At 66.3% G+C, this 26,293-nt stretch carries 22 protein-coding genes; 14 read left to right on the forward strand and 8 right to left on the reverse strand.

Going from position 1 to position 26,293, the window contains the following annotated elements:
* Positions 1-7: 7 nt before the first annotated feature.
* Together Q2M23_RS09085 and Q2M23_RS09090 are read right to left on the reverse strand one after the other, a co-directional pair.
* A complete protein-coding gene (locus Q2M23_RS09085; protein WP_076834681.1) occupies positions 8-640 on the reverse strand; it encodes a cytochrome b/b6 domain-containing protein in 633 nt (210 codons plus the stop codon).
* A gap of 180 nt (positions 641-820) precedes the next feature.
* The gene (locus Q2M23_RS09090; protein WP_057020966.1) at positions 821-1,375 is read right to left on the reverse strand and encodes a fasciclin domain-containing protein; all 555 of its coding nucleotides are present in this window, start codon (positions 1,373-1,375) and stop codon (positions 821-823) included.
* 325 nt (positions 1,376-1,700) lie between these two features.
* Between Q2M23_RS09090 and Q2M23_RS09095 the strand changes: the two genes are divergently transcribed.
* Positions 1,701-3,101 (forward strand): MFS transporter, encoded by a 1,401-nt coding sequence (locus Q2M23_RS09095; protein ID WP_316395364.1) that lies wholly within the window; start codon positions 1,701-1,703, stop codon positions 3,099-3,101.
* Between the two features lie 257 nt (positions 3,102-3,358).
* Here Q2M23_RS09095 and Q2M23_RS09100 read toward each other — a convergent pair whose 3' ends face one another.
* Positions 3,359-4,120: an SDR family oxidoreductase gene (locus Q2M23_RS09100; RefSeq protein WP_229192485.1), complete on the reverse strand. Its 762-nt coding sequence runs from the start codon at positions 4,118-4,120 to the stop codon at positions 3,359-3,361.
* An 86-nt stretch (positions 4,121-4,206) separates the two neighbouring features.
* Here Q2M23_RS09100 and Q2M23_RS09105 point away from each other — a divergent pair, with 86 nt between their 5' ends.
* Both Q2M23_RS09105 and Q2M23_RS09110 read left to right on the forward strand, forming a co-directional pair.
* The gene (locus Q2M23_RS09105; protein WP_316395365.1) at positions 4,207-5,736 is read left to right on the forward strand and encodes a malonyl-CoA synthase; all 1,530 of its coding nucleotides are present in this window, start codon (positions 4,207-4,209) and stop codon (positions 5,734-5,736) included.
* 26 nt (positions 5,737-5,762) lie between these two features.
* Complete coding sequence (locus tag Q2M23_RS09110) at positions 5,763-6,287, forward strand: DUF3658 domain-containing protein (RefSeq protein WP_316395366.1); 525 nt, start codon at positions 5,763-5,765, stop codon at positions 6,285-6,287.
* Here the strand turns inward: Q2M23_RS09110 and Q2M23_RS09115 are convergent.
* Complete coding sequence (locus Q2M23_RS09115; RefSeq protein ID WP_316395367.1) at positions 6,265-7,125, reverse strand: sulfite exporter TauE/SafE family protein; 861 nt, start codon at positions 7,123-7,125, stop codon at positions 6,265-6,267. The two genes, Q2M23_RS09110 and Q2M23_RS09115, sit on opposite strands and share 23 nt — an antisense overlap.
* Positions 7,126-7,138: 13 nt before the next feature.
* The gene (locus tag Q2M23_RS09120) at positions 7,139-7,378 is read right to left on the reverse strand and encodes a hypothetical protein (RefSeq protein ID WP_076834686.1); all 240 of its coding nucleotides are present in this window, start codon (positions 7,376-7,378) and stop codon (positions 7,139-7,141) included.
* Between the two features lie 104 nt (positions 7,379-7,482).
* Between Q2M23_RS09120 and Q2M23_RS09125 the strand changes: the two genes are divergently transcribed.
* The 5 genes from Q2M23_RS09125 to Q2M23_RS09145 all read left to right on the forward strand — a co-directional run bounded on the left by Q2M23_RS09125 (position 7,483) and on the right by Q2M23_RS09145 (position 12,066).
* Positions 7,483-8,403, forward strand: coding sequence for a LysR family transcriptional regulator (locus tag Q2M23_RS09125; RefSeq protein WP_316395368.1), 921 nt, complete (start codon positions 7,483-7,485; stop codon positions 8,401-8,403).
* Positions 8,404-8,632: 229 nt separating this feature from the next.
* Entirely contained in the window at positions 8,633-9,031 is a 399-nt protein-coding gene (gene sdhC / locus Q2M23_RS09130) for a succinate dehydrogenase, cytochrome b556 subunit (protein WP_028337891.1), read from the forward strand.
* Between the two features lie 14 nt (positions 9,032-9,045).
* The gene (gene sdhD / locus Q2M23_RS09135; RefSeq protein WP_316395425.1) at positions 9,046-9,420 is read left to right on the forward strand and encodes a succinate dehydrogenase, hydrophobic membrane anchor protein; all 375 of its coding nucleotides are present in this window, start codon (positions 9,046-9,048) and stop codon (positions 9,418-9,420) included.
* A gap of 3 nt (positions 9,421-9,423) precedes the next feature.
* The gene (gene sdhA, locus Q2M23_RS09140) at positions 9,424-11,262 is read left to right on the forward strand and encodes a succinate dehydrogenase flavoprotein subunit (RefSeq protein WP_316395369.1); all 1,839 of its coding nucleotides are present in this window, start codon (positions 9,424-9,426) and stop codon (positions 11,260-11,262) included.
* An 18-nt stretch (positions 11,263-11,280) separates the two neighbouring features.
* Positions 11,281-12,066 (forward strand): succinate dehydrogenase iron-sulfur subunit, encoded by a 786-nt coding sequence (locus tag Q2M23_RS09145; RefSeq protein ID WP_028337893.1) that lies wholly within the window; start codon positions 11,281-11,283, stop codon positions 12,064-12,066.
* Between the two features lie 25 nt (positions 12,067-12,091).
* Here the strand turns inward: Q2M23_RS09145 and Q2M23_RS09150 are convergent, their stop codons facing one another.
* The 3 genes from Q2M23_RS09150 to Q2M23_RS09160 form a co-directional block, all read right to left on the reverse strand.
* Positions 12,092-14,845 carry a bifunctional acetate--CoA ligase family protein/GNAT family N-acetyltransferase gene (locus Q2M23_RS09150; protein WP_316395370.1) on the reverse strand — a complete coding sequence of 918 codons (2,754 nt, stop codon included), beginning with the start codon at positions 14,843-14,845 and terminating at the stop codon, positions 12,092-12,094.
* A 128-nt stretch (positions 14,846-14,973) separates the two neighbouring features.
* A complete protein-coding gene (feoB, locus tag Q2M23_RS09155) occupies positions 14,974-16,848 on the reverse strand; it encodes a ferrous iron transporter B (protein WP_316395371.1) in 1,875 nt (624 codons plus the stop codon).
* Positions 16,845-17,132, reverse strand: coding sequence for a ferrous iron transport protein A (locus tag Q2M23_RS09160; protein WP_057018132.1), 288 nt, complete (start codon positions 17,130-17,132; stop codon positions 16,845-16,847). Before Q2M23_RS09160 ends, feoB begins: the two co-directional genes overlap by 4 nt.
* Positions 17,133-17,465: 333 nt before the next feature.
* On the opposite strand from Q2M23_RS09160, the gene Q2M23_RS09165 reads away from it, so the two are divergent.
* The 6 genes from Q2M23_RS09165 (at position 17,466) to Q2M23_RS09190 (ending at position 26,226) form a co-directional block, all read left to right on the forward strand.
* Positions 17,466-19,610: a hybrid sensor histidine kinase/response regulator gene (locus tag Q2M23_RS09165; RefSeq protein WP_316395372.1), complete on the forward strand. Its 2,145-nt coding sequence runs from the start codon at positions 17,466-17,468 to the stop codon at positions 19,608-19,610.
* 269 nt (positions 19,611-19,879) lie between these two features.
* Positions 19,880-21,904 carry an ABC transporter ATP-binding protein/permease gene (locus Q2M23_RS09170; RefSeq protein ID WP_253588484.1) on the forward strand — a complete coding sequence of 675 codons (2,025 nt, stop codon included), beginning with the start codon at positions 19,880-19,882 and terminating at the stop codon, positions 21,902-21,904.
* A gap of 57 nt (positions 21,905-21,961) precedes the next feature.
* Positions 21,962-22,819: an FkbM family methyltransferase gene (locus Q2M23_RS09175; RefSeq protein WP_316395373.1), complete on the forward strand. Its 858-nt coding sequence runs from the start codon at positions 21,962-21,964 to the stop codon at positions 22,817-22,819.
* A 198-nt stretch (positions 22,820-23,017) separates the two neighbouring features.
* Positions 23,018-23,404, forward strand: a complete 387-nt coding sequence (locus tag Q2M23_RS09180; RefSeq protein ID WP_316395374.1) for a VOC family protein — start codon at positions 23,018-23,020, stop codon at positions 23,402-23,404.
* A gap of 106 nt (positions 23,405-23,510) precedes the next feature.
* Positions 23,511-23,801 (forward strand): hypothetical protein, encoded by a 291-nt coding sequence (locus tag Q2M23_RS09185; RefSeq protein ID WP_057021353.1) that lies wholly within the window; start codon positions 23,511-23,513, stop codon positions 23,799-23,801.
* A 172-nt stretch (positions 23,802-23,973) separates the two neighbouring features.
* Complete coding sequence (locus Q2M23_RS09190; RefSeq protein ID WP_316395375.1) at positions 23,974-26,226, forward strand: OmpA family protein; 2,253 nt, start codon at positions 23,974-23,976, stop codon at positions 26,224-26,226.
* The last annotated feature ends 67 nt before the right edge of the window (positions 26,227-26,293 follow it).

Here is a 26,293-nt window from a genome sequence, read left to right on the forward strand (position 1 = left end):
TACCTCCCTAGCGTCCGATGATCATGGCGCGCAGGCTCTTCGGCACCAGCAGCGCGAGCGCGACATGGATCACCAGGAAGGCGACGATCAGCGCCATGCAGGTGAAGTGAACGTAGCGGGCGAAATCGTAGCCGCCGAACAGCGACACCAGCCAATGCAGCTGCACCGGCTTCCACATCGACAGGCCGGACAGCACGATGACGACGCCGACCACGATGATGCCGGCATAGAGCAGCTTCTGCACCGAATTGTATTTGCTGAGATCGTCATGCGACAGCTTGAAGGCCAGCGCCGCCTTGGTGTCGGCAATCACGCCGCCGGGGGTGATCGGCAGCAGCTTCTTGCGGAAGCGGCCGGTGGCGAAACCCAGCGCCAGATAGACCAAGCCGTTGGCCATCAACAGCCACATCGCGGCGAAATGCCAGAGCAGCGCACCGCCGAGCCAGCCGCCGAGCGTAATGCTCCGCGAGAAGGTGAAGCTAAATAGCGGCGAGGCGTTGTAGATCTGCCAGCCGGACATGATCATCAGGATCATCGCGAAGGCGTTGATCCAGTGCACCATGCGCACCCAGACCGGCTGGATCGCCTTCGCGGGCGTCGCGGTCTCTGCCTGGTGGTCGCTGACGGCAAGGCTCGTCATGGGATGTCTCTGCTCGTGATCGTTACCAGGTTATACGCCCGGAACCGGCGTTCCGTTACGGGGTCAGGCATCATCAGTTTGATATAGGCTGCTTCACATGGTCACAAAAATGCGAGCCGGGCGAGGCGCCGGCTCGCTATGTCGCGGGTCCTTTGAGGGACTAAAGCAGGCCGCCAGGTGTTACGTCGCCGGCATCAGCACGGTATCGACTACATGGATGACGCCGTTCGACTGGTTGACGTTGGAAATCGTCACCATCGAGCTGCCGCCCTTGGCATCGACGATCCAGACCTTGCCGTCCTGCTTCTTGACGGTCAGCTCCTCGCCCTCGGCGGTCTTCAGCTTCTTGCCGTCGGTGAGGTCGGAGGCCTCGAGCTTGCCCGGCACCACATGGTAGGTGAGGATCTTGGTCAGCGTCGCCTTGTTCTCGGGCTTGACGAGGGTGTCGACGGTTCCGGCCGGCAGCTTGCCGAACGCGGCATTGGTCGGCGCGAACACCGTGAACGGGCCCTTGCCTTCCAGCGTGCCGACCAGGCCCGCAGCCTTCACTGCGGCGACGAGCGTGGTGTGATCCTTCGAGTTGACGGCGTTCTGCACGATGTTCTTCGACGGGAACATCGCGGCGCCGCCGACCATCACGGTCTTTTCCTCGGCACGGACCGGCGCCACGACAGTGGCGGTGATCGCAAGCGCGCTGAAGGCGGCGGCGGCGAGATAGGCAATACGCTTCGACATGGTTTCATCTCCCGATGAGTAGGCCGACCGGCGAGGCTTCGCCGGCGTTGAAGGGGCAACAACGGCGCGTGCTGGTTGATCAGTGCGTCGTCGTTGGCTGAGCTACGGCAGGCTTTCCGGACGGTTTCCGGAAATAATTCTTTGTGATTGTTGAAACCGGCCGGCGCGCGCTGCGTACACGCGACGCCTCGCGCGCCCGGCATGCATTCCATTCAGCGGAATGGACGCGTGCGCTGCCGCGAGCAATTTGCTTGCCGCAGTCAGCTGATTGGTTCAGCTTGAGGTTGCGGCACAGCTTCGCAGAAAGCGGCCGCGGGGAGGCATCATGAGCAGCATCACGGCTGACGGCCACGCCGCACCTGCGGTGAACGATGCAAGTATCGACATCGGTCCGCTCGAGCAGAAGCACCTGCAATACGCCAACTACCGCGCGGTTGCGGACACAACCGAGATCACGAAAACGCATTGGCACATCGCCACCGCCAACGCGCTCGGCTGGGGCTTCGACGGCATGGACGGCGTGATCTTCGCGCTGATCTCGCCGATGGTGATCAAGGAATTTTCGCTGAGCCTGCCGGAGTACCGCTCCGGCATGCAGATCGCGCTGTTCGTCGGCATCGCGGGGCTTTACTTCTGGCCATGGCTCGCCGACCGCTACGGTCGCCGCACGCTGCTCGCCGTCAATATCGCGCTGTTCTCGCTCCTGATGCCGGTCGCGGCGATGTCGCCGACCTTCGCGGTGTTCGTGATCGCGCGCTCGCTATTGTTCTTCGCGCTCAACGGCGAATGGTCGCTGGGCTCGATGCTGGTCGCGGAGACCTGGCCGGCCCGGCTGCGCGGCCGCGTCATCAGCATCACCCGCTCGGCCTGGTGCCTCGGCGCCACGCTCGCCGGCGCAATCACCGGGCTCGTGGCTGCCAATCTCGGCTGGCGCATCGCAGTGATGGTGCCCGGCGTGATCGCGCTGCTTGCGATCTATATCCGCTCCACCTGCCCGGAATCGCCCTATTGGGTGCGCGCGCAGGACCGCAAGCGGCGCATCTCGGAGACGCTGGCGCGCGGCGGCACGGTCAGCGCCGAGGACAGCGCCTGGTTCGGCAAGGCCAAGTCGGTCGGCATCCGCCAGGTGTTCATGCCCGACGTGCTGCCCGCCACGCTTGTTGCGCTGTTCGTCGCCTGCGCCTCGACCTGCATCTACGGCACGGTCGGCGCCTGGATGCCGCTGTATCTGTCGACCGAGAAGCACTGGTCGACCGCCGAGTACAGCCTGTTCTACGTGTTCTACGGGCTCTGCGGCTTCCTTGGACTGTGCTTGGTGGGCTGGCTGATCGACAAGATCGGCCGCCGCCGCACCTTCATCATCACCCTGATCGAGGGTGCGATCTTCATGACGCTCTGGGTCTATTCCGAAGACCGCGTGCTGCTATGGACGTTCGGGCTCGCCTGGTGTCTCGGCTTCCTCGGCTTCTGGGGGCCGAGCACGACGCTGACCGCTGAGATCTTCCCGACCCGCATCCGCGGCGCCGCCAACGGCGTGGTCTGGGCGATCGCCTATTTCGTCGGCTTCGTGCTGTTTCCCTTCGTCTCGATCGCGCTTCAGCAGCACACCGGCTCGTTCGCGCTGTCGTTCCTCTGCATCCCGGTGCTGATGATCGCGATGGCGATCGGCGTGTTCCTGTTCGTGCCGGAGCATACCGGGAAAGAGCTGAACGAGATCATCGAGTGAGTCGCGCGGGACTCCGTCGTTTGTAGCCCGGATCAAGCGCAGCGAGATCCGGAACCAGCCTCTCCGCGGGCAGACCGTCGGATTACGCTTCGCTCCATCCGGGCTACGGAGCTCCAACCTCCCCTTGAAAAGGGGAGGTCGCTTTGCTCGCAGAGCAAAGCGGGTGGGGATCAGCGCTCTCCGCATACAGCATAGCCTGCGGCTGACCCCCATCCCGGCCTTCCCCCTTTCAGGGGGAAGGAGAAGACGGTCCTCATCTAATCCCGGTTCGCCGGCGTCTGGATGAAGCCGCGGTTGTGGGTCGGGCTGATCAGGATCTCGTTCATGCACACCCGTGCCGGCATGCTGGCGACGAAGGCGATGGTGCGGCCGCAATCCTCGGGCTGCAGCATCTTGGCCTGCTCGGCTTCGCTCGGCACCACCGGCCGCTGCTTCAGGATTGGGGTCGCGACCTCGCCCGGCGACAGGCAGCAAGCGCGCAGGCCGTTGACGCATTCGTCCATGTTGAAGGAATGGGTCAGCGCCAGCACCGCGTGCTTGGTCGTGGTGTAGGCCGGGCCCGGCATCTTCGAGACGTGGCGGCCGGCCCAGGAGGCGACGTTGATGATGCAGCCGTCCTTCTGCTTGCGCATCGTCGGCAGCACCGCGCGCATGCAGTAGAGCACGCCGTTGAGGTTGACCTCGACGAGCTTGTCCCAGCCTTCCAGTTCCATGTCGGCCCAGCTGCGCTTCGGCACATTGATGCCGGCGCTGTTGACCAGGAGGTCGATGCGGCCGTGCTTGCCGACGATCGTCTCGGCGGCCTTGTTGACGTCGGCCTTGTTGCTGACATCGAGCGGGATCGCCTCGGCCTTGCCGCCCTTTTTGGTGATGTTGGCCACCACGCGGTCGAGCTCTTCCTTGCGGCGGCCGGAGACCACCACCGTCCAGCCGTCCGCAGCCAGGAATTCCGCCCCGGATTCGCCGATTCCAGTGCCGCCGCCGGTGACCCAGGCCACGCGTTTCCCATTATTTGTCATGCAAACTGTCTCCGTTGCTTTCTGAAGGGCGTTTTTGCTAATCCAGCCGAACTCTTCCGGCCCTTCGCCCCTCGGGGAATCTTTGCATGAACACGACCACCAACGCCAACCTGTTTTCCCGCCTGTTCGACGGCCTCGACGACCCCAGCCGGCTCGCGATCGAGCAGCTCGACGGCAGCCGCATCTCCTATGGCGATCTGATCGCGCGCGCCGGCCAGATGGCGAACGTGCTGGTCGAGCGCGGCGTCAAGCCGGGCGACCGCGTCGCGGCGCAGACCGAGAAGTCGGTTTCGGCCCTGGTGCTGTATCTCGCCACCGTGCGCGCCGGCGGCGCCTATCTGCCGCTCAACACCGCCTATACACTGAACGAGCTCGAATACTTCATCACCGACGCCGAGCCGGCGCTGGTGGTCTGCGATCCTTCCAAGCAGGACGGCATCAAGGCGATCGCCGCCAAGGTAGGCGCCAAGGTCGAGACGCTCGGTGCCAACGGCAACGGCTCGCTGACCGAGGCCGCCGACCAGGCGGCGAAGGAATTCGCCACCGTGCCGCGCGGCAACAATGATCTCGCCGCGATCCTCTACACGTCGGGCACCACCGGCCGCTCCAAGGGCGCGATGCTGTCGCACGACAATCTGGCCTCGAACTCGTACTCGCTGGTCGACTACTGGCGCTTCACCGACAAGGACGTGCTGATCCACGCGCTGCCGATCTATCACACCCACGGCCTGTTCGTGGCCAGCAACGTGACGCTGTTTGCGCGCGCCTCGATGATCTTCCTGCCGAAGTTCGACCCGGACGTGATCATCAAGCTGATGGCGCGCGCCACCGTGATGATGGGCGTGCCTACCTTCTATACCCGCCTGCTGCAGAATCCCGGCCTGAACAAGGACGCCACCGGGCACATGCGGCTGTTCATCTCGGGCTCGGCGCCGCTGCTCGCCGACACCCATCGCGAATGGTCTGATCGCACCGGCCACGCCGTGCTCGAGCGCTACGGCATGACCGAGACCAACATGAACACGAGCAACCCCTATGACGGCGACCGCGTGCCCGGCGCGGTCGGCGTCGCGCTGCCCGGCGTTTCGGTGCGGGTCACCGATCCCGAGACCGGCAAGGAGCTTCCGCGGGAGACCATCGGCATGATCGAGGTCAACGGCCCGAACGTGTTCCAGGGCTACTGGCGGATGCCGGAGAAGACCAAGGCCGAATTCCGCGCCGACGGCTTCTTCATCACCGGCGACCTCGGCAAGATCGACGACAAGGGCTATGTCCACATCCTCGGCCGCGGCAAGGATCTTGTGATCTCGGGCGGCTTCAATGTCTATCCGAAGGAGATCGAGAGCGAGATCGACGCCATGCCCGGCGTGATCGAGTCAGCCGTGATCGGCGTGCCGCATGCCGATTTCGGCGAAGGCGTCACCGCCGTTCTGGTCTGCGCCAAGGGCGCCGATGTCAGCGAGGCCGCGGTGCTGAAGGCGCTCGACGGACGGCTGGCGAAGTTCAAGATGCCGAAGCGCGTCTTCGTCGTCGAGGAATTGCCGCGCAACGCGATGGGCAAGGTGCAGAAGAATATTTTGCGCGATACGTATAAGGATATCTACGCAAAGGGATGAAGCCGCAAGAACGTCGTGAGGGGTAGATGGAGCGGGAGCAGGCTATCCAGATTAACGATCAACTCGTCATCGCGCACGAGGCGATGAAGAAGGCTCGAGTCGCGATTGCGGAGCTCGGAAAACAGGAGCGACTTGAATTGGATGGCCCGCTTTATGACCTCCTGCTCGAGCTGAAATGGCAGGTGATGCTACCGCTCTACGAACAGTTTCGCGACCTGATGAAGCTGGAGCTTCATGAAGAACTGCCTCCCCCGACCTCCGAACTGAAGTGGAGCGACGTGCGTCTCCCCCGCGACGCTACGGAAGCTGCGCTCGACGACATCATCATGTCGGCCCTGACATCGCGATGGCAAAAGGTCGCGATGATTATAGGGGTCGCGATGGCAGACTGCGAGAAACTGAAATTGCCAATAGCTCCTGAAATGATCGGAGCACGCTTGCGATTCCTGTCCCACGCCGATCGGATCGAGGGTGTCGGAGACCTCCGACGGTCGGGTCACAGCGAAGTACGGCTGAAGGACGAGCCGATCAGTGCCCTCCGACGAGGCTGATCACGAACCGTCCGCCGACAATGAAGAGATAGGCCCCGAACGCCACCTCCAGCGCCCGCTTCGACAGCGCGTGCGCGACCTTGACGCCGAGCGGCGCGGTGACGAGCGTGGTGGGCATTACCAGCAGCGCACCGATCAGCGAAACGTAGCCGAGCGCGAACGGCAGCTGCAACGCGGTGACGTCGGGGAAGCGCGCGGCGGCGGGCCAACCGGCATAGACGTAACCCAGCGCACCGGGGATCGAGATCAGCACCGCGAGCGCCGAAGACGTCGCGACTGCCTGATGGATCGGCCGGCCGTAGAAGGTCATCAGCAAATTGGCGAACAGGCCGCCGCCGATGCCCATCAGCGTCGAGAGCAGGCCGACGAAGAAGCCATAGACGCGCATCAGGAAGCCCTTCGGCACGTCGTCGCCGAACTTCCAGGTCTCGCGCGCCAGCAGCAGGCGCGCGGCCGCCGACCACGCCACCATCACGAACACGATCTTGAACAGCCGCTCCGGCGCGAACCGCGCGGTGACGCTGCCGGCGGCGACGCCGATCACGATCGGCAGCCACCAGCGCTTCAGGATCTCCATATCGACCGCGCCGCGGCGATAATGGGCGCGGAACGAGCTCAGCGAGGTCGGGATGATGATCGCGAGCGAGGTGCCGATACACAGCGGCATCCGCACCTCGAGCGGCACGCCCGCCAGCCGGAAGCATTCGTAGAACACCGGCACCAGGATCGCGCCGCCGCCGATGCCGAACAGGCCGGCGAGAAAGCCGGACAGCGCCCCGACCGCAATCAGCAGCAGCGCAAGTTCGAGCAATTCCTTGGGATCGAGGCCGGCCATCATGTCCTTCGCATCGTCAGGAGGCGCCTGCCTCGGTGCGGTCGGCCAACCACAGTGCGACCAGCGCTGCCACGGGAGCAGCGACCGCAATCAAGGCAAAGCGGAGTGGGATCGAGGACGTCGCGCCCTGCATCGGCAACGTCAGCACGTCGATTAACAGTCCGACGCAGGAGAAAACAAGCAGGATGGCCGGATCGTCGGCGCCGGCACGTCCGCGCCGCTCGAGCGAATTTGGACGGATGGACGTTGAGGCCATGTCGAACTCCTCAAATCGTGGAGCCGTCAGGCTAGACCCTTCTGGAAGACGGGGGTATTGCTGCAGATGAGCAGGCTCTCTTGCGAAATGCGGAAGGATCGGGCTTGGACCGGCTTGCGGCGATGGCGGCCTTTGTCCGCGCGGTCGAGAGCGGCAGCCTGTCGGCGGCCGCGCGCTCGCTGCCGAGCTCGCTGACCTCGGTGAGCCGGCAGATCAGCGCGCTCGAGGAGCATTTCGGCACTCGCCTGCTGCTGCGCACCACCCGCCAGCTCGCGCTGACCGACGACGGACGCATCCTCTACGAGCGCGCGAAATCGATCCTCGGCGAAGTCAGGGAGATCGAGGCGGCGCTGGCGCGCGACCCGCATCAGCCATCGGGACGGATCCGCGTCAGCTCGCCGAGTCTGATCGGACGGCTCGTGATCGCGCCGCTGCTGGTCGAGTTTCTGCGCCGCCATCCGGCGCTGTCCGTCGACCTTCTTCTGGTCGACCGCGCCGTCGACATGGTCGAGGAGGATATCCATCTGGCTATACGCATCGGCCGCTTGCGCGACTCGCAGCTGGTAGCGCGCAAGCTCACCGATCTGCAGATGATTGTGTGCGCGTCGCCGGACTACCTGGCCCGGCGCGGCGCGCCGCAGACACCGGTTGATCTTGCCGGGCATGACTGCCTGGTGTTTTCCGATTCGCCCGGCAGCGCGGAGTGGCGCTTTGCCGACGGCAGCAAGACGGGTCGCAAAATCCGCATATCCGGTCGGCTCTGGATGAATAGCCTCGACGCGCTGGTCAGCGCGGCGCGGGAGGGCGCCGGCATCGTCCGCGTGCCGTCCTGGCAAGTGCAGTCCGAGCTCGCCGACGGTCGCCTGACGCGCCTGTTGATCGACCATGAGCCGGCGCCGACGCCGCTACATCTGATGCTTCAGCCGTCACGTCTCGCATCGCCTAAGATCAGGGCATTTGTCGATTATCTGGTGGAACGCTGGGGCAAAATCGACGCCTTGCGCCCCCCGTTTGCGGGCAGCTGAGCGCGCCAATCGATCCTCGAACATCTCAATTCACTACTTGGTTCGCTCAACCTTGCATCTGGTATACCACACTGCGGATCAACCAGAATTCGGCAACTCTAACAATGAACTTCGGTTCGACCGAAGGCTATTTGGCCGTTGCGCGGGGTGATCCGACTCCGTAAATAGAACTCCTCTACCGCGTTCCCCGATGGGCCGGCCGCGGTCCCTCACAACATAAAGCCCGCCGATGACCGCCAGGATCGAACGACCGCTTTCACCCCATTTGCAGACCTACCGGTGGACGCTGACGATGGCGCTGTCCATCGTCCACCGCGCCACGGGTCTGGCCCTCTATTTCGGCACGCTGCTGCTGGCCTGGTGGCTGATCGCCGCCGCTTCCGGCCCCTCGGCTTACGCCAACGTCCAGGCCTTCACCGGCAGCGCGATCGGCAAGCTGATCGTGTTCGGCTACACATGGGCGCTGATGCACCATCTCTGCAGCGGCATCCGGCATTTCGTCTGGGACCTCGGCTACGGCTTCAAGGCCAATGAGCGCGAAGCCCTGACCTGGGGCGCGCTGGTCGCCGGCATCGCGTTGACCGTTTTGGTCTGGATCATTGCCTACGCCGTGGGAGGTGGACGATGAGCGGCCCCTCCTCGATGCGCACGCCGCTGGAGCGCGTCCGCGGCCTCGGCTCCGCGCACACCGGCACGGGCGATTTCTGGCGCCAGCGCCTCACCGCGGTTGCGATGACGCTGCTGATCGTTCCCGTGATCGTCGTGGTGATCACGCTGATCGGCCGCAACCATGCCGGCGCGGCGCAGATCCTCGGCTCGATCCCGATCGCCATGATCCTGCTGCTCTTCATCGTCGCCAGCACCTGGCACATGAAGATCGGCATGCAGGTCGTGATCGAGGACTACATCCATAACGAGAAGCTGAAGATCGCCAGCGTGATGGCGAACAACTTCTTCTGCGTCGCGGTCGCATTGGCCTCGATCTACGCAATCCTCAAATTGTCGTCGGGAGTTTGATCCATGGCCGGTGAAGGAAACGGCAAGGCCACCAACGGTGGCCCGGCCACGAACGGCAAGGCCTACCCGATCCAGGACCACACCTACGACGTCGTCGTGGTCGGCGCCGGCGGCGCGGGCCTGCGCGCAGTGGTCGGCTGTTCGGAAGCCGGGCTGCGCACCGCATGCATCACCAAGGTGTTCCCGACCCGCTCGCACACGGTGGCGGCGCAGGGCGGCATCTCGGCCTCGCTCGGCAACATGCATCAGGACGACTGGCGCTGGCACATGTACGACACCGTGAAGGGGTCGGACTGGCTCGGCGACCAGGACGCGATCGAATACATGGTGCGCAACGCGCCCGACGCGGTCTACGAGCTCGAGCACTGGGGCGTTCCGTTCTCGCGCACCGAGGACGGCAAGATCTATCAGCGCCCGTTCGGCGGCATGACCATCGACTTCGGCAAGAGCCAGGCACAGCGCACCTGCGCCGCCGCCGACCGCACCGGCCACGCCATGCTGCACACGATGTACGGCCAGTCGCTGCGCCACTCGGCCGAGTTCTTCATCGAGTTCTTCGCCATTGACCTGATCATGGACGATCAGGGCGTCTGCCGCGGCGTCATCGCGCTCAAGCTCGATGACGGCACGCTGCATCGCTTCCGCGCCCAGACCACGATCCTGGCGACCGGCGGCTATGGTCGCGCCTACGCCTCCTGCACATCGGCGCACACCTGCACCGGCGACGGCGGCGGCATGGTGCTGCGCGCCGGCCTGCCGCTGCAGGACCTGGAATTCGTCCAATTCCATCCGACCGGCATCTACGGCTCGGGCTGCCTCGTCACCGAAGGCGCCCGCGGCGAAGGCGGCTATCTCGTCAACTCCGAGGGCGAGCGCTTTATGGAGCGCTATGCGCCGTCGGCCAAGGACCTCGCTTCGCGCGACGTCGTCTCGCGCGCGATGACGATCGAGATCCGCGAAGGCCGCGGCGTCGGCAAGAAGAAGGACCACATCTTCCTGCACCTCGACCACCTCGATCCGAAGGTGCTGCATGAGCGGCTGCCGGGCATCTCCGAATCGGCCAAGATCTTCGCCAATGTCGACGTCACCCGCGAGCCGATCCCGATCGTGCCGACCGTGCACTACAACATGGGCGGCATCGCCACGAATTATCACGCCGAGGTGCTGACCAAGCGCAATGGCGACGACAATTCGGTGGTGCCGGGCCTGATGGCGATCGGCGAAGCGGCCTGCGTCTCGGTGCACGGCGCCAACCGCCTCGGCTCCAACTCGCTGATCGACCTCGTGGTGTTCGGCCGCGCCGCGGCGATGCGCCTTGCCGACAAGCTGACCGCGAACGCCAAGCAGCCGGAGCTGCCGAAGGATTCCGCCGACCTCGCGCTCGGCCGGCTCGATCATTTCCGCCATGCCTCCGGCGGCACGCCGACCGCGAAGCTGCGCGACAGCATGCAGCATGTGATGCAGAACAATTGCGCGGTGTTCCGCACCGGCGACGTGCTGCAGGAAGGCCAGAACCTGATCCACAAGGTCTATGGCGGCGTCGGCGACATCTCGGTGTCGGACCGCTCGCTGGTGTGGAATTCCGACCTGGTCGAGACGCTGGAATTCGACAATCTGATCGTGCAGGCGGTCGTGACGATGGATTCGGCGGCCAACCGCACCGAAAGCCGCGGCGCGCATGCGCGCGAGGACTTCCCGGACCGCAACGACAAGGACTGGATGAAGCACACGCTGACCTGGATCGATCCGGCCGGCAAGACCGCGATCGAGTACCGTCCGGTGCACAGCTACACGATGACCAATGACGTGCAGTACATCCCGCCGAAGGCGCGGGTCTACTGAGAACGAAGGCGAGCAAGCATGGTTGAATTCGCACTTCCGAAGAATTCGAAGATTTCCGGCGGCAAGACCTGGCCGAAGCCGGCCGGCGCCACCGAGACGCGCGAATTTCGGGTGTATCGCTGGAACCCGGACGACGGCAAGAATCCGAGCGTCGACACCTATCATGTCGACACCAATGATTGCGGTCCGATGGTGCTGGACGGCCTGATCTGGATCAAGAACCACATCGACCCGACGCTGACCTTCCGCCGCTCCTGCCGCGAAGGCGTCTGCGGCTCCTGCGCGATGAACATCGACGGCCAGAACACGCTGGCCTGCACCAAGTCGATGCACGACGTCGGCGCGGGCGGTGCGGTGAAGGTCAATCCGCTGCCGCACCAGCCGGTGGTGAAGGACCTGGTCCCGGACCTGACCAATTTCTACGCCCAATATGCCTCGATCGAGCCGTGGTTGAAGACCACGACGCCGACGCCGCAGAAGGAGTGGAGGCAGAGCCACGAGGACCGCGAGAAGCTCGACGGCCTCTACGAGTGCATCCTGTGCGCCTGCTGCTCGACCTCATGCCCGAGCTACTGGTGGAACAGCGAGCGCTTCCTCGGCCCCGCCGCGCTGCTGCAGGCAAACCGCTGGGTCACCGACTCCCGCGACGAAGCGACCGGCGAGCGGCTCGACAATCTCGAGGATCCGTTCCGCCTCTATCGCTGCCACACCATCATGAACTGCGCCAAGGCGTGTCCGAAGGGCCTCAACCCCTCCGAAGCGATCGCCGAGCTCAAGTTCAAGCTGGTCGAACGCCAAATCTGATCCGTTGCAGCCGCGGCTGGCGCTGTTATCGGCGGCCAGCCGCAGCGGGCCGGATCAGGATATCGGCGCCGACCGCATCGACGCCGGATCGATCGAGGTCGAGTACGACATCGACGATGCTGTGATCGTCCGGATCCATCGTCACGGTGAAGCCGAGATCGCGGCACATCCCGATCATCGTGGTGTTCTCGGTCAGCACCTGGCCGGACAGACGCTTCAATCCCTCCGACCGCGCATAGTGGATCAGGAGCTGCATCAGCGCCCAGCCGAGCCCTTTGCCCTTGAGATCGGACTGCAGCAGGATCGCGTATTCGGCATTCTCGTACAGCGAGTCCGAATGCAGCCGGACCGCACCCATCATCTCGCCGGTGTTCGGATCGAGCGCCACAAACGCCATCGCCCGCGCATAGTCGAGCTGGGTCAGGCGCGCGATGAAGGCGTGCGAGAATTCCTTCATCGCATGGAAGAAGCGCAGCCTGAGGTCTTCGGCGGTGACGCGCTTGAAGAACTCGCTGACCATCGGCTCGTCTTCCGGCCGCATCGGGCGTACCGTGACACGCGAGCCGTCGCGCAGCGCAAGCTCACCTTCCCATTGCGACGGATAGGGCCGCACCGCGAGCCGCGTTTGGCCGGCAAACAGCCGCGCCGGCTTGCGGATCGCGACCCGCGCATCGAGCGCGAGCACGCCGCTCTCGTCCGCCAGCATCGGGTTGATGTCGAGCTCGGCGACCTCGGAAATGTCGGCCGCCATCTGCGCCAGCTTGACGAGGGTGAGCGGCACCACATCGGCCGGGACCGCCGGCACATCGCCATAGCCGCCGAGCAGCCGCGAGACGCGGGTGCGTCCGATCAACTCGCGGGCGAGATTCATGTCGAGCGGCGGCAGCGCCAGCGCCTTGTCGTTGATCACCTCGACCGCGGGGCCGCCACGCCCGAACACGATCACCGGACCGAAAGTCGGATCGTCGGCGATGCCGAGGATCAGTTCGCGCGCCGCGCGCCGCACGATCATCGGCTGGATCGTCACACCCTGCAGGGTGGCGTCGGGCCGCGCACTTCGTGCCCGCGCCATGACCGTCCGCGCAGCTTCAACGACGCTGTCCTTGGTGCGCAGGTCGAGGATCACGCCGCCGACGTCGGAGGCGTGCCGGATGTCGCGCGAGAACACCCTGACCACGATCGCATGTCCCTCGGCAAGGAACGGCGCCGCCTTCTCGGCAGCGTCCTCGGCACTGTTGGCGACGAGCGTCGTCGCGATCGGAATACGATAGGCCGCGAACAGAGCGACGATCTCGGCCGGATCGAGCCAGGCGCGCCCTTCCGACAGCGCGTTCACGACGACGTGGCGCGCCGCCGCCGTCTCCGGCGTGAACACCGATGCGACGCCAGGCGGGGTTGCGGCGAGCGCGGTCGAGGCCTCGCGATAGCGCACCAGATACATGAAGGCGCGCACCGCATCGTCCTCGGTCGGGAAGTGCGGAATCCGTGCCGCCTCGAAGATCGCGCCGGTGCGCTCGTCGGCGCCGACCCAGGCCGCGAGCACCAGTGCGGCGACCGCACTCCGCTTCGTCCTGCGGTCGCGGACGCATTGCGCCACCGCCTCTGCAATTCCTTGGGCCGGCGCAACCGCGGTTTCCACATTCGCGACCAGCACCGCATCGCTGTTCGCATCATCGAGCAGTGCGCTGAGCGCCACCACGTAGCGATCGGCATCGGCATCGCCCGCGATGTCGACCGGATTGGCATAGGACCAGCCCGGCGGCAGCACCTTGTCGAGCCGTTCGATGGTCTCCGCCGTCAGTGTCGCAGGAACGCCGCCGAGCTCGGCCAGCCGGTCGGTCGCGAGGATGCCGAGCCCGCCGCCATTGGTCAGGATCGCCAGTCGGTTGCCGCGCGGAACGAAGCCGCGGCCAAGCAGTTCGGCGCAATCGAACAGCTGACGCAGGTCGTAGACGCGCAGCATGCCGGCGCGACGGAATGCGGCGTCGTAGACCGCATCGGAGCCGGCCAGCGCGCCGGTGTGGGTCGCGGCCGCCTTGGCGCCCTGCTCCATCCGTCCCGACTTGACGATGACGACCGGCTTCAGCCGCGCCGCGGCGCGCGCCGCCGACATGAACTTGCGCGCGTCCTTGACGGCTTCGAGATAGATCAGGATCGCGCTGGTGTGGTCGTCGAGCGCGAAATAATCCAGGAGGTCGGCGACGTCGACATCGAGCTGGTCGCCGATCGACGCGATGCCGGAGAAGCCGAGCCGCCGCTCCGCCGCCCATTCGATCATCGCCGACGCGACCGCGCCGGACTGCGAGATCAGAGCAACGTGCCCGTCGGACGGCTGATGCGAGGCGAAGCTCGCATTGAGCTTGGCGCGCGGCACCATGACGCCGAGGCAATTCGGCCCGATCAGGCGCATGCCATGCCGTCGCGCCATCTGCCCCGCAGTCTCCGCGAGCGAGCCCGCGCCATGGCCAAGACCGGCCGACAGGATTGCCGCACCGGCAACGCCGGCCGAAGCCGCCTCCGCGACGATTTCGGGAACCGCCGCCGCCGGTGCGCTGATGACGACGAGATCCGGAACGAATGGCAGCGATTTCAGGTCGGGGACGGTCGGGGTACCATCGACGTCAGAATAGTTCCGATTGACGACGCCGACGCGGCCGGTGAAGCCGCTCGCTCTGATGTTCCTGAGCACCGCCGCGCCGAGCGACGACGGACGCGGGCTGCCGCCGACGATTGCGATGCTTCGAGGCGAAAATAGCCGCTCCAGGCCGTACGTCGACATTGCAGGGTCTCGCAGGGAACACGCGGAGGCGCCTGCCGCTTCACGCGCCCTCGACCAACTCTACCGCTTCGCTTGGCTGCGTGCACCTGTCGCAGTTTCGAATAGAGATGATGAAACCGCGTTGCCGATCAATGCAGGCCGAGCGCCTGCGCGAGATTGAAGGTCAGGAAGCTCGCGACATAGGCCAGCGCGAGCATGTAGATGAACGTCACCACCATCCACTTCGCGCCGCCGGTCTCGCGGCGGATCACCGCGAGCGTCGAGGCGCATTGCGGGGCGAAGATGTACCAGACCAGCAGCGAGAGCGCGGTCGCCAGCGTCCATTTCTGCGCCAGCACCTGGCCGATCTGGTCCGCCGCCTCCTTGCCGCCCTCGATCGAATAGACCGTGCCGAGCGCCGCGACCGCGACCTCGCGCGCCGCCATGCCGGGGATCAGCGCCACCGCGATCTGCCAGTTGAAGCCGATCGGCCGCAGCAGCGGCTCGAGCGCATGGCCGATCATCGCGGCAAAGCTGTAGTTGATCGCCGGCCCCTCGGCGCCGGCCGGCGCCTGCGGGAACGAGGCCAGGAACCAGATCAGCACCATCATCGAGAGGATCGTGGTGCCGGCCCGGTACAGGAACATCTTGGCGCGGGTGAACACGCCGATCGCGATGCTCTTCGGCCGCGGCATCTTGTAGTCGGGCAATTCCAGCATGAACGGTGCCGGCGCGTGATCGCGCCACAAGAAGAATTTCGCGATCGCCGACACCGTCAGCGCGCTGGTGATGCCGGCGGCGTAGAGGCCGAACATCACGAGTCCCTGCAGATTGACGAAACCCCACAGCGTGGTCGCTGGAACGAAAGCGGAGATAATCAGCGTGTAGACCGGAATGCGCGCCGAGCACGTCATCAGCGGCGCGATCAGGATCGTGGTCAGGCGGTCGCGGCGGTTGTCGATGACGCGCGTCGCCATGATGCCGGGAATGGCGCAGGCAAAGCTCGACAACAGCGGAATGAAGGCGCGGCCATGCAGCCCGGCGCCGCCCATGATGCGGTCCATCAGGAACGCGGCGCGCGCCATGTAGCCGAAATCTTCCAACAGCAGGATGAACAGGAAGATGATGATGATCTGCGGCAGGAACACGATCACGCTGCCGACGCCGGAGATCACGCCGTTCTGCAGGAAGCTCTGCAACAGGCTCCAGCTTTCGGGCAGCAAATTGTGGATCAGCTGCCCGAGCGCGGCGAAGCTGTCCGACAGGAACTCCATCGCGGGCTGCGCCCAGGTGAACACCGCCTGGAACATCACGAACAGGATCACGGCCAGGATCACGAGACCCCAGACCGGATGCAGCACCACGGAATCGATCCGGTTGGTCAGCGTGTCGGGCTTGGTCGGCAGCGTCACCGCCGCCGCGATGATGCGGTCCGCCTCGCGCTGCGCCACCTTGAGGTCGGCGATCGTCGGCGTCGTCCATTCGCTGGCCGCCGCCTCATGCGACTTGGAGAGGAATTCGTCGGTCCGCTTCAGGAGCTCATCGATGCCGCCCTTGCGGACCGCGACCGAGGTCACGATCGGCAGTCCCAGCTCCTGCGACATCCGGTCGATGTCGATCGTGACGCCGCGGCGCTTGGCGATATCGATCATGTTGAGCACGAGCATCATCGGCCGGCCGACGCGCTTCAGCTCGAGCACCAGCCGCAGGGTCAGCCGCAGATTGGTGGCGTCCGCGACGCAGAGCACGAGGTCGGGCACCGCCTCGCCGTCGAAGCGGCCCAGCACGATGTCGCGGGTGATCTCCTCGTCCGGGCTGCGGCCGCGCAACGAATAGGTGCCGGGCAGGTCGAGCACGGTCACGCTGCGGCCCTCGGGCGTGACGAAGCCGCCGGACTTGCGCTCGACCGTGACGCCCGGATAGTTGGCGACCTTCTGACGGCTGCCGGTCAGGCTGTTGAACAGCGACGTCTTGCCGGTGTTCGGCGCGCCGACCAGCGCCAGGCGCAGGGATGCAGCGGTCATTCGACGATCACAGCCATGGCTTCGCTCCGGCGCAGCGCGATCGTGATGTTGTCGACGCGCACCGCGATCGGGTCCTTTCGGATCGTGCCTTCATGCAGGATTTCCACGCGCGCGCCCTCGACAAATCCCATCTCGACCAGGCGCTGCTCCAGCTCCTGCGGAGACAGCGATGAGCCCGTCACGAGCGCATCGAGCCTGATGATCTTTCCGACAAAACCGCGATCCGCATGTCCGAGCCGGACGTCCTGCAAATCATCCCGGGAGCTGTTTGGATCGCCTGTCATGCGGCCTGTTTTTCAGCAGGTAGTCACAGGGTCAAGCGTTTGCCCATGAGAGGTTTTAGAACTCCTAAAAACAGCGCCCGGAAGCGCCATCCAGGCCGATTTTCCGCTTGACTGCCGGCGAGGCGCTAACGAGGTCGTGATGCCGCCGCGCCGCAGCCGCCCCGTGCTGCCCCGGACGCGAGCCGGCTGCGAATTGATCGATCCGGGTTGGCCTCCGGTAACCTTGACGGGTCGCGGAATGGCGAACGGGCGTCCGCGCCGCGCCCGGCGGCGCCGTTTCGCTTCCTCCCGCGCAACGGTTTGCGTTATGGTCCGCGCGGAGCCGGAGCGCCCGTGCAGACCGCACAACGCAATTCGCTGAGACTGCTGCAATGGATGATGGCCGCCGCGCTGGCCCTTCCGCTGGCGCTGTTCGTTTTTGCCTCCGCAATGTCCTGGATCTCGATCAGCGAGGCCGCCGACCGGGAGATCCAGCGCACGCTCGATGTCGCCCATGAGCATGCGCTGAAGGTGTTCGAGACCATCGATCGGGGCCTAGCCGAGGTCACCGAGGTCGTCCGCGGCATGGGCGATGCCGATATCGGCGCGCGCGAGAAGAGCCTGCACGAGCGGCTGCGGCAGGTCGCCATGGCGCTTCCCCAGGTGAAATCGGTCTGGGTGTTCGATGCCAACGGCCGTGCCCTCGTCAACAGCCTGGTGCAGCCGGCCCCCGACGTCGACTTCTCGGACCGGGATTACTTCCGGATCCATGCCCAGGGCGACATCGGCACCTATATCGGCGAGGTGCTGACGCCGCGGCCGCCCTATCAGGGCTCGCGGTTCTTCAGCGTCGGCCGGCGCCGCAACGGCGACGACGGCAGCTTTGCCGGCGTGATCCAGGCCTCCGTGCTTCCGGAATATTTCGAGAATTTCTACGCCAGGATCGGCCGCGAGCCGGGCAGCTTCCTGGCGCTGATCCGGACCGACGGCGCCGTGCTGGCGCATTTCCCTGCCGTTGGCCACGATGTCCGGTTCGAGCCGAGCGGCCCGCTCGGGCGGCAGATCGTCGCCAATCCCGAGGCCGGGACGATGACGATCCAATCCCCAGCCGACGGCATCGAGCGGCGCATGCGCTATCAGCGGCTGGCGGAATACCCGGTCTATGTCAGTGCCGGCCTTGAAACCTCGGCGATCCAGTCGCGCTGGATGTCGACCATGGCCCAGCACCTGATCTTCGGGATCCCGGCCACCGCCCTGCTGTTCGGCCTGCTCGCACTCGCCTTCCGACGAACCCAGCGCCTGCAGGAGGAGGCCAACCGGCGCATCGAGGCCGAGGAGGCATTGCGGCACGGCCAGCGGCTCGAGGCACTCGGGCAGCTCACCGGCGGCGTCGCGCACGACTTCAACAACCTGCTCACCGTGATCCGCGCGTCGGTCGACATGTTGCGGCGGCCGGACCTGCCGGAGCCGCGGCGGCAGCGCTACATCGATGCGATCTCCAACACCGTGAACCGTGCCGCCAAGCTGACCAACCAGCTGCTTGCATTCGCGCGGCGGCAAACCCTCAAGCCCGAGGTGTTCGACGCCTGCCAGAATGTCCGCACCCTGAGCGAGATGATCGCAACCCTGATCGGCGCGCGCATCGAGATCACAGCGCAGGTGCCGGACGAGACCTGTCTCGTCAACGCCGATGCCGGCCAGTTCGAGACCGCCATCATCAACATGGCGGTGAACGCGCGCGACGCCATGGACGGCGTCGGCCGGCTCACGATCGCGGTCCGCGCCGTGGACAGACTGCCGTCCGCGACCAGCACGCCGCCGAACTCGCCCGGCCACGTCGCGGTGTCGGTGACCGACACCGGCGTCGGAATTCCACAGGAGCTGTTCGGCCGCATCTTCGAGCCGTTTTACACCACCAAGGAGGTCGGTCACGGCACCGGCCTTGGCCTGTCGCAGGTGTTCGGCTTCGCCAAGCAGTCCGGCGGCGAGGTGACCGTCACCAGCGAAGTCGGCAAGGGTGCGACATTCACGCTGTATCTGCCGCGCGTCGTCGGCGGGCATGGCGCGCGAGCGCAGCGCACCGAGGACGCGCCCTCGGTCGATCGGACCAACGCATCGGTCCTGATCGTCGAGGACAATGCCGAGGTCGGAAAGTTTGCCGCCGACACGCTGACCCAGCTCGGCTGCACCTGCGTGCTGGTGGACAACGCCACCCACGCGCTGGAGGAGCTCGCCGTCGACGCCGACCGGTTCGACCTGGTGTTCACCGACGTCGTGATGCCCGGCATGAGCGGCATCGAGCTTGCGGAAGAGATCCGCCGGCAGCGCCTCGATCTGCCGATCGTGCTCGCCTCCGGCTACAGCCAGGTGCTGTCGCAGCAGGGCAGCGGCGGCTTCGAGCTGCTGCAGAAGCCCTATTCGGCCGAGCAGCTCGCGCGCGTGCTGCACAAAGCAACGCGCTCGCGCCGGCTGAAGCGCGATCAGGCGCCGGCGGAGTGAGGTAGTTGCGCGGCACATCTCAAGCACGTTGTCGTCCTGGCGAAAGCCAGGACGACGATGAGGATAGGTCTCGTTTCAAGATATCGAATATCGCTGTCATCAACCGCGGGTGATCCAGTGTCCCAGAGACGGCTGTGCTTGAATCAAGAGGTCGCGGCGTACTGGATCGCCCGCATGCGCGGGCCTCAGCCCCTGAAGTCGTTGCAATCCGCGCGACTGACCGCCGGTCCCAGTGCGGAACCGGGTAATTTGCCTGGCGTTATCGTGCCATGGGCAAAGCTGAGGCAAAATCCAAATCGTCGGACGGGCCGTCGTCGGCCAGGACTTCATCGTCTCGGAAAGCGAGCGCAAAGGCGGCCGGTCAAGAGCGCAAGGATCCCGCGGCAAGCGAAGGGGATGAGAAGTCGGAATTCGTCGAGGTGATTGCCGAAGGCGGCGAGGATGTCGAACCGCCGCCGCCGGAAATCGTCGAACCCGATCCCGAATTGTCCGCCGAAGAAGCCGAACAGGCGCGCAAGGACTATTTGCTGACTCGGTTCTGGATCAGCGCGCGCGGCTATTGGGGCCGGAGCGGCGACCGGCTGGCGTGGCTGTTCACGATCGGCCTGCTGCTGCTGATCGTCGCCAATGTCGCCGTTCAGTACGGCATCAATGTCTGGAATCGCGCGATCTTCGATGCGATCGAAAAGCGCGACGCGGCCAGTGTCTTCCACCTGACGGCCATCTTCTTTCCGCTGGCGATCGGCAGCGTGCTGCTGGGGGTCGCCCAGGTGTTCGGCCGCATGGGTATCCAGCGGCGCTGGCGCGCCTGGCTGACCAACGCCGTCGTGTCGCGCTGGCTGACGAACGGCCGCTACTACCAGCTCAACCTCGTCGACGGCGATCACAAGAATCCGGAGTACCGGATCGCGGAGGATCTGCGGATCGCGACCGATTCTCCGGTCGACTTCATCGCCGGCGTGACGTCGGCGCTGCTCTCGGCCGTTACCTTCATCGTCGTGCTCTGGACCATCGGCGGCGCGCTGACGGTGACGCTCGGCGGCTCGTCGATCAGCATCCCGGGCTTCCTGGTCATTGCCGCGATCATCTATGCTGCGATCGCGTCGGGCTCGATCACGGCGATCGGCCGCAGCTTCGTGCAGATCTCCGAGGACAAGAACCAGGCGGAAGCGGAATTCCGCTACATACTGACCCGCGTGCGGGAGAATGGCGAAAGCATCGCGCTGCTCGGCGGCGAAACCGAGGAGCGCGACGGCATCGACAAGACGTTCTCGAATGTGTTGCGGCAATGGGCGCGGCTCGCTGGGCAGCACATGCGCACGACGCTGGTGTCGCAGGGATCTAACCTCATTGCGCCGGTGGTACCCTTGCTGCTGTGCGCGCCAAAATTCCTCGACGGCAGCATGTCGCTCGGCCAGGTGATGCAGGCGGCCTCGGCCTTCACCATCGTGCAGACCGCGTTCGGCTGGCTGGTCGACAACTATCCGCGGCTCGCCGACTGGAACGCCTGCGCCCGGCGCATCGCCTCGCTGATGACGTCGCTTGACGGGCTCGAACGCGCCGAGACCGGCGACGGCTTCGGCCGCATCGAGCGCGGCGAGACCGCGGGCGAGGCCATGCTGAGCCTCAACGATCTCTCCGTCACACTGGACGACGGCACCGCCGTGGTCGGCGAGACCGAAGTGGTGATCGAACCGGGGGAGCGGCTATTGGTCGCCGGCGAATCCGGCACCGGCAAGAGCACGCTGGTGCGCGCCATCGCCGGGCTGTGGCCGTGGGGCGGCGGCAGTGTCGGCCTGCACGCGGACCGCCGATTGTTCATGCTGCCGCAAAAGCCCTACGTGCCCTCGGGCACGCTGCGGCGCGCGGTGGCCTATCCCGGCGCGGCGGAAGACTGGACCATCGATGAGATCAGCCGTGCCCTGCACAAGGTCGGCCTCGACCATCTCAAGGACAAGATCGAGGAGGACGCGCCGTGGGACCAGACCCTGTCCGGCGGTGAGAAGCAGCGGCTCGCCTTTGCCCGACTGCTGCTGCATGCCCCCGACATCGTCGTGCTCGACGAGGCGACGTCCGCGCTCGACGAGAAGAGCCAGGACAAGATGATGGAGACGGTGACGACGGAACTGCCGAAGGCGACTATCGTCAGCGTCGCCCACCGCGTCGAGCTCGAAGCGTTCCATAGCCGCAAGATCGTGCTGGAGCGCCGCAAGGGCGGCGCCAAACTGGTCAGCGACGTCGATCTGATCCCGCGCAAGGGCAAGCGAAGGCTGCTCGGCCGCTTCCTGCGGTAACGGCAGGCAGCGGGCAAGGCGGCGTAACGGGCGTTGGCGCTGCCGGCAAAACCGGCTATGCATGCCGCGCTTTCGACGAGGCCATGCGTGATCCCGAGCAACGACATATCGCCGGCGCCGTTCGGCGCCTTCGCGCCCAATGCGGCGCAGGCCGCCATCATCCGCCTGGCGCATGGCTCAGGATTGAAGCGCGGCGCGTTCCGGCCCTGGCTGTCGAAACTGGTCAATCTGTTCGGCGCTGGGCCGCTGGACGTGACCTATCAGGGCGCATCATTCCGCTTCTATCATCAGCAAAGCGCGACCGAGCGCGGCGCGCTGTTCAATCCCGATTACAACCTTGAAGAACTCACCTTCCTGCGGGCGCATGTCGGCGCGGATGGCACCTTCGTCGATCTCGGCGCCAATGTCGGCACCTATGCGCTGGCGCTGGCGCGCGACGTCGGGCTCGGTGGCAAGGTGATCGCGATCGAGCCGCATCCGGTGACGCATGCGCGGCTCAAGTTCAACACCCAGGCCTCCGGCTTTCCGCAGGTGCGCCTGGTTGCGGCGGCCGCCGGCCCGACCGATGGCGAACTGATGATCGAGACCGACGGCGACAATCTCGGCGCCAGCCACATCGTCACCGGCACGCCGACGGGCAAGGCGTTCAAAGTGCCGTCGCTGCGGCTGCAACACATCCTCGACGAGGCCGGCGCGAGCAAGGTCGATGCGCTCAAGATCGACGTCGAGGGTTTCGAGGACCGCGTGCTGATCGGCTTCTTCCGCGACGCGCCCCAGGCACTGTGGCCGCGCGCGGTGGTGATCGAGCATCTGTCGAAGGACGAATGGACCGACGACTGCATTGCGGACATGCATGCGCGCGGTTACGTCGAGCACGGCCGGACGCGGAGCAACACGCTGCTGGTGCGGAGTTGAGACCTGGCCGCGGCTGAGGTTCGAATGGCCGTAGCCCGGATGAAGCGCAGCGAAATCCGGGACCAGACCGTCCGCGACTAGAGCAGCCCCGGATTGCGCTTCGCTTCATCCGGGCTACGCTTCTGAGATCTGCTCCCTCTCCCGCTTGCGGAGGAGGTGCAACGAGTCTGTAGCGTCACACAACAAGGGAGGCTCGCGATGATCGACCATATCGGCTTTTCCGTCTCCGACTATCAACGCGCGAAGGCTTTCTACCAGACGGCGCTGGCGCCGCTCGGCTACGGCCTGATCATGGAAGTGCCCGCTGATGTGACCGGGCACGCGCCCGCCGCGGGCTTCGGCGCCGACGGCAAGCCGGACTTCTGGATCGGCGGCGAAGGCGCAATGAACAAGCCGGTGCATATCGCCATCACGGCCAGGGACCGCGCTACCGTCGACGCCTTCTACAAGGCCGCGATGGCGGCCGGCGGCCGCGACAACGGCGCGCCCGGCATCCGTGCGCATTACCACCCGAACTATTACGGCGCATTCGTGCTCGATCCCGACGGCCACAATATCGAGGCGGTCTGCCACACGCCCGGGTGAAACATCGGAACGCCGCGGCGCGCGATCCGTTGTCGCTTCGAACTTCGATGGAGCGATCAATGCGCGCGACGCGATCTGGCGGCGGCAGCCGCGGGGCCTCGATATGATGCCGATCGAGCCTCCCGAGATTCCGCCGACGACGCCGGGCACACCGAGCGAACCGCCGCCGGGAATTCCGCCCGGCAGTCCGCGCCCCGAGATTCCGGAGCCGGTGCGCGAACCCGGCGAGCCGCCGCGACCGGACGAGTTGCCCGGCAAGACACCTGACGAATCACCGGTGCGCGGACCGCCTGGACCGTCCGGCCCGCCGCCTGCGACAGATCGACTCCCCGCCGGTGAGTCGCTCATGCGCCCAAGTTCCACGTCGATTGCAAATGTGTCGGCGCGTTTCTTCTGAACGCGCGGTGAACAACCACACATGCAACCCGTTATAATGTCGAAATAAACTTCGCCGATGATTCGTGGCTCGCCACAATCCGGCCTAACGGCTGGCGGTTCATCGTCCTGCCGAATTGTTCGGTTCTCACTTTGCTTTCCTGCCCAGACTTTCCGCCGGGGACTCCTAGACAATGACAAAGCTTCGTCTCGTGCTGCTTGCCACGACTGCGCTGACGGTGATGCAGTTCGCCACCTCAGCGTCGCACGCCCAAACTTCGCCGCTGGTCGTCGCACAGGCGCAGCAAAAGGAAGAAACCGGACCGGACGGAAAGCCGAAGGCGCGGCCAGCGCCGGGCGCGCCGGGTGCTCCTGCACGTCCCGCACCGCCGGCCGCAGCACCGCATCCGCAGGCGCCACCTCCCGCCGCGGCACCCGCACATCCTGCTCCGCCGCCGGCCGCAGCGCCCGCGAAGCCGACCCCGCCTGCAGCCCCTGCCCGGCCCGAGCCGCCTGCCGCGCGCCCGACGACGCCTCCGCCGTCGGCTGCTCCCGCACATCCCACACCGCCGCCGCCCGCGGCCGCACCCGCGAAGCCATCGCCGTCACCGGCACGGCCGGAGCCGCCCGCAGCAGCGCCTGCGAAGCCAACCCCGCCACCGCCGGCGGCCGCCCCCGCACATCCGACGCCGACGCCACCGCCGCCGGCCGCAGCACCGCAGCGACCCGGCACGCCGCCGCCCGGCGCAGGACCCGCGCACACGCCGCCAACGCCGGCGCCCGGCGCCACGCCGAATGCCGCGCCGGCAGCACGTCCCGGCACCCCGCCCACGGCGGCAACGCCGACTCCGACGCCCGCAACGCCGGGAGCTCCGACAACGGCGCCGGCCGAACGCCGCCCCGGCGATCGTCCGGGTGGCGAACGCGGTGAACGCCCTGGCGGCGCCAAGCAACCGCCGGGCACCCCGCCCGCGGCGACTTCAACGCCCGCGCCTTCGGCAACGACAACGCCGCCGGCAGCAGGGGCACGACCGGGCACGCCGCCCGCCGCGACAGCTCCCGGTGCGACACCGACGCCGACACCTCCGGCAGCCGGCGCACAGCCCGCGCGTCCAGGCACCCCGCCTGCCGCAACAACGCCTCCGGCACCCGGCGCGACGCCGACGCCACCGGCGCCAGGTCAGCAGGGACGTCCGGCGACACCGCCCGGAACACCGGCAACCCCGGGCGCGGCAATGGGCGCGCCCGGCGCGGCCCCGGCTCCGGGTCAGCCGGCAGCACGTCCGGGCGTCGCGCCCGGCGTATCGCCGGCCCAGGGCGCCGCGATGGGCGCGCCCGCGCCATCGGTCGTCCCCGGCTCGGCCGCCGCAACGCCGCCGCCCGGCCGCGCGCAATATGCGCCGCCGACGGTTGCGCCCGCCTTCCGCGCCGCGCCTGCCGTCGCAGCGCCGCTGCCGCCGCCACCGCGCCATGACAACATCAAGCCGCTCGCGATCGGTGCCGCCGTCGGTGCCGGCGTGGTCGCCGGCGCCATCATCGGCGGCAGCATCGCCGACCTGCACAGCCAGCGCCAGGAGGTGGTCGAAGGCGGCCGCACCATCTACACCGAGCCGGACCGCGTCATCATCCGCGATCCCGGCGGCCAGGCCTATGTGCGCGGCGACGACGTCTATCGCTTCCGCTATGGCGCGCGCGACATCCGCACCGAGACGATCGGCGGCGAGACGCGGACGGTCGTGGTTCGTCCCGACGGCAGCGAGATCATCACCGTGGTCGGCTCCGACGGCCAGATGTTGCGCCGAATCCGCAGGGATACTGGCGGCCGCGAGGTCGTCATCATCGACAACAGCTATCGCGATCCGCGCGCAGTCGGTGGTTTCTATGTCGACGCCCCGCCGCCCGTGGTCAACATTCCCTACGATCGCTACATCGTCGACGCGCAGGACGCGTCGCCCGACGTGATCTACGAGACCATGGAGGCACCGCCGGTGCAGCGGATCGAACGGCGCTACTCGCTGGACGAGATCCGCTACAGCCCCAATGTCCGCATGCAGATGCCGAGCATCGACGTCAACACGATCAACTTCGACTCCGGATCGTGGACCATCCCACCGGACCAGGCGGCGAGGCTGCAGGTGATCGCCGACGGCCTCAACCGAGCCATCCAGCGCAACCCGCGCGAGGTGTTCCTGATCGAGGGCCACACGGATGCGACCGGCAACGACACCGACAATCTGTCACTGTCGGACCGCCGTGCGCAATCCGCCGCCGAGCTCTTGACGCAGCAGTTCGGTGTGCCGGCTGAGAACCTGACCTCGCAGGGCTATGGCTCTCAATATCCGAAGGAGCAGACCGACGGACCGAGCCGCATCAACCGGCGCGTCACCGTCCGCCGCATCACCCCGCTGCTCAACGGCGGCACCGCCTCGGCCGCGCCGCCGCGCTGAGCCGGCGCGACATCACGATACGAAATGGCCGGGAGCGATCCCGGCCATTTTTGTTTGTTCTCCTTCC

This window comes from Bradyrhizobium sp. 33ap4 (genome assembly GCF_032654765.1).
Lineage (GTDB): Bacteria > Pseudomonadota > Alphaproteobacteria > Rhizobiales > Xanthobacteraceae > Bradyrhizobium > Bradyrhizobium australafricanum.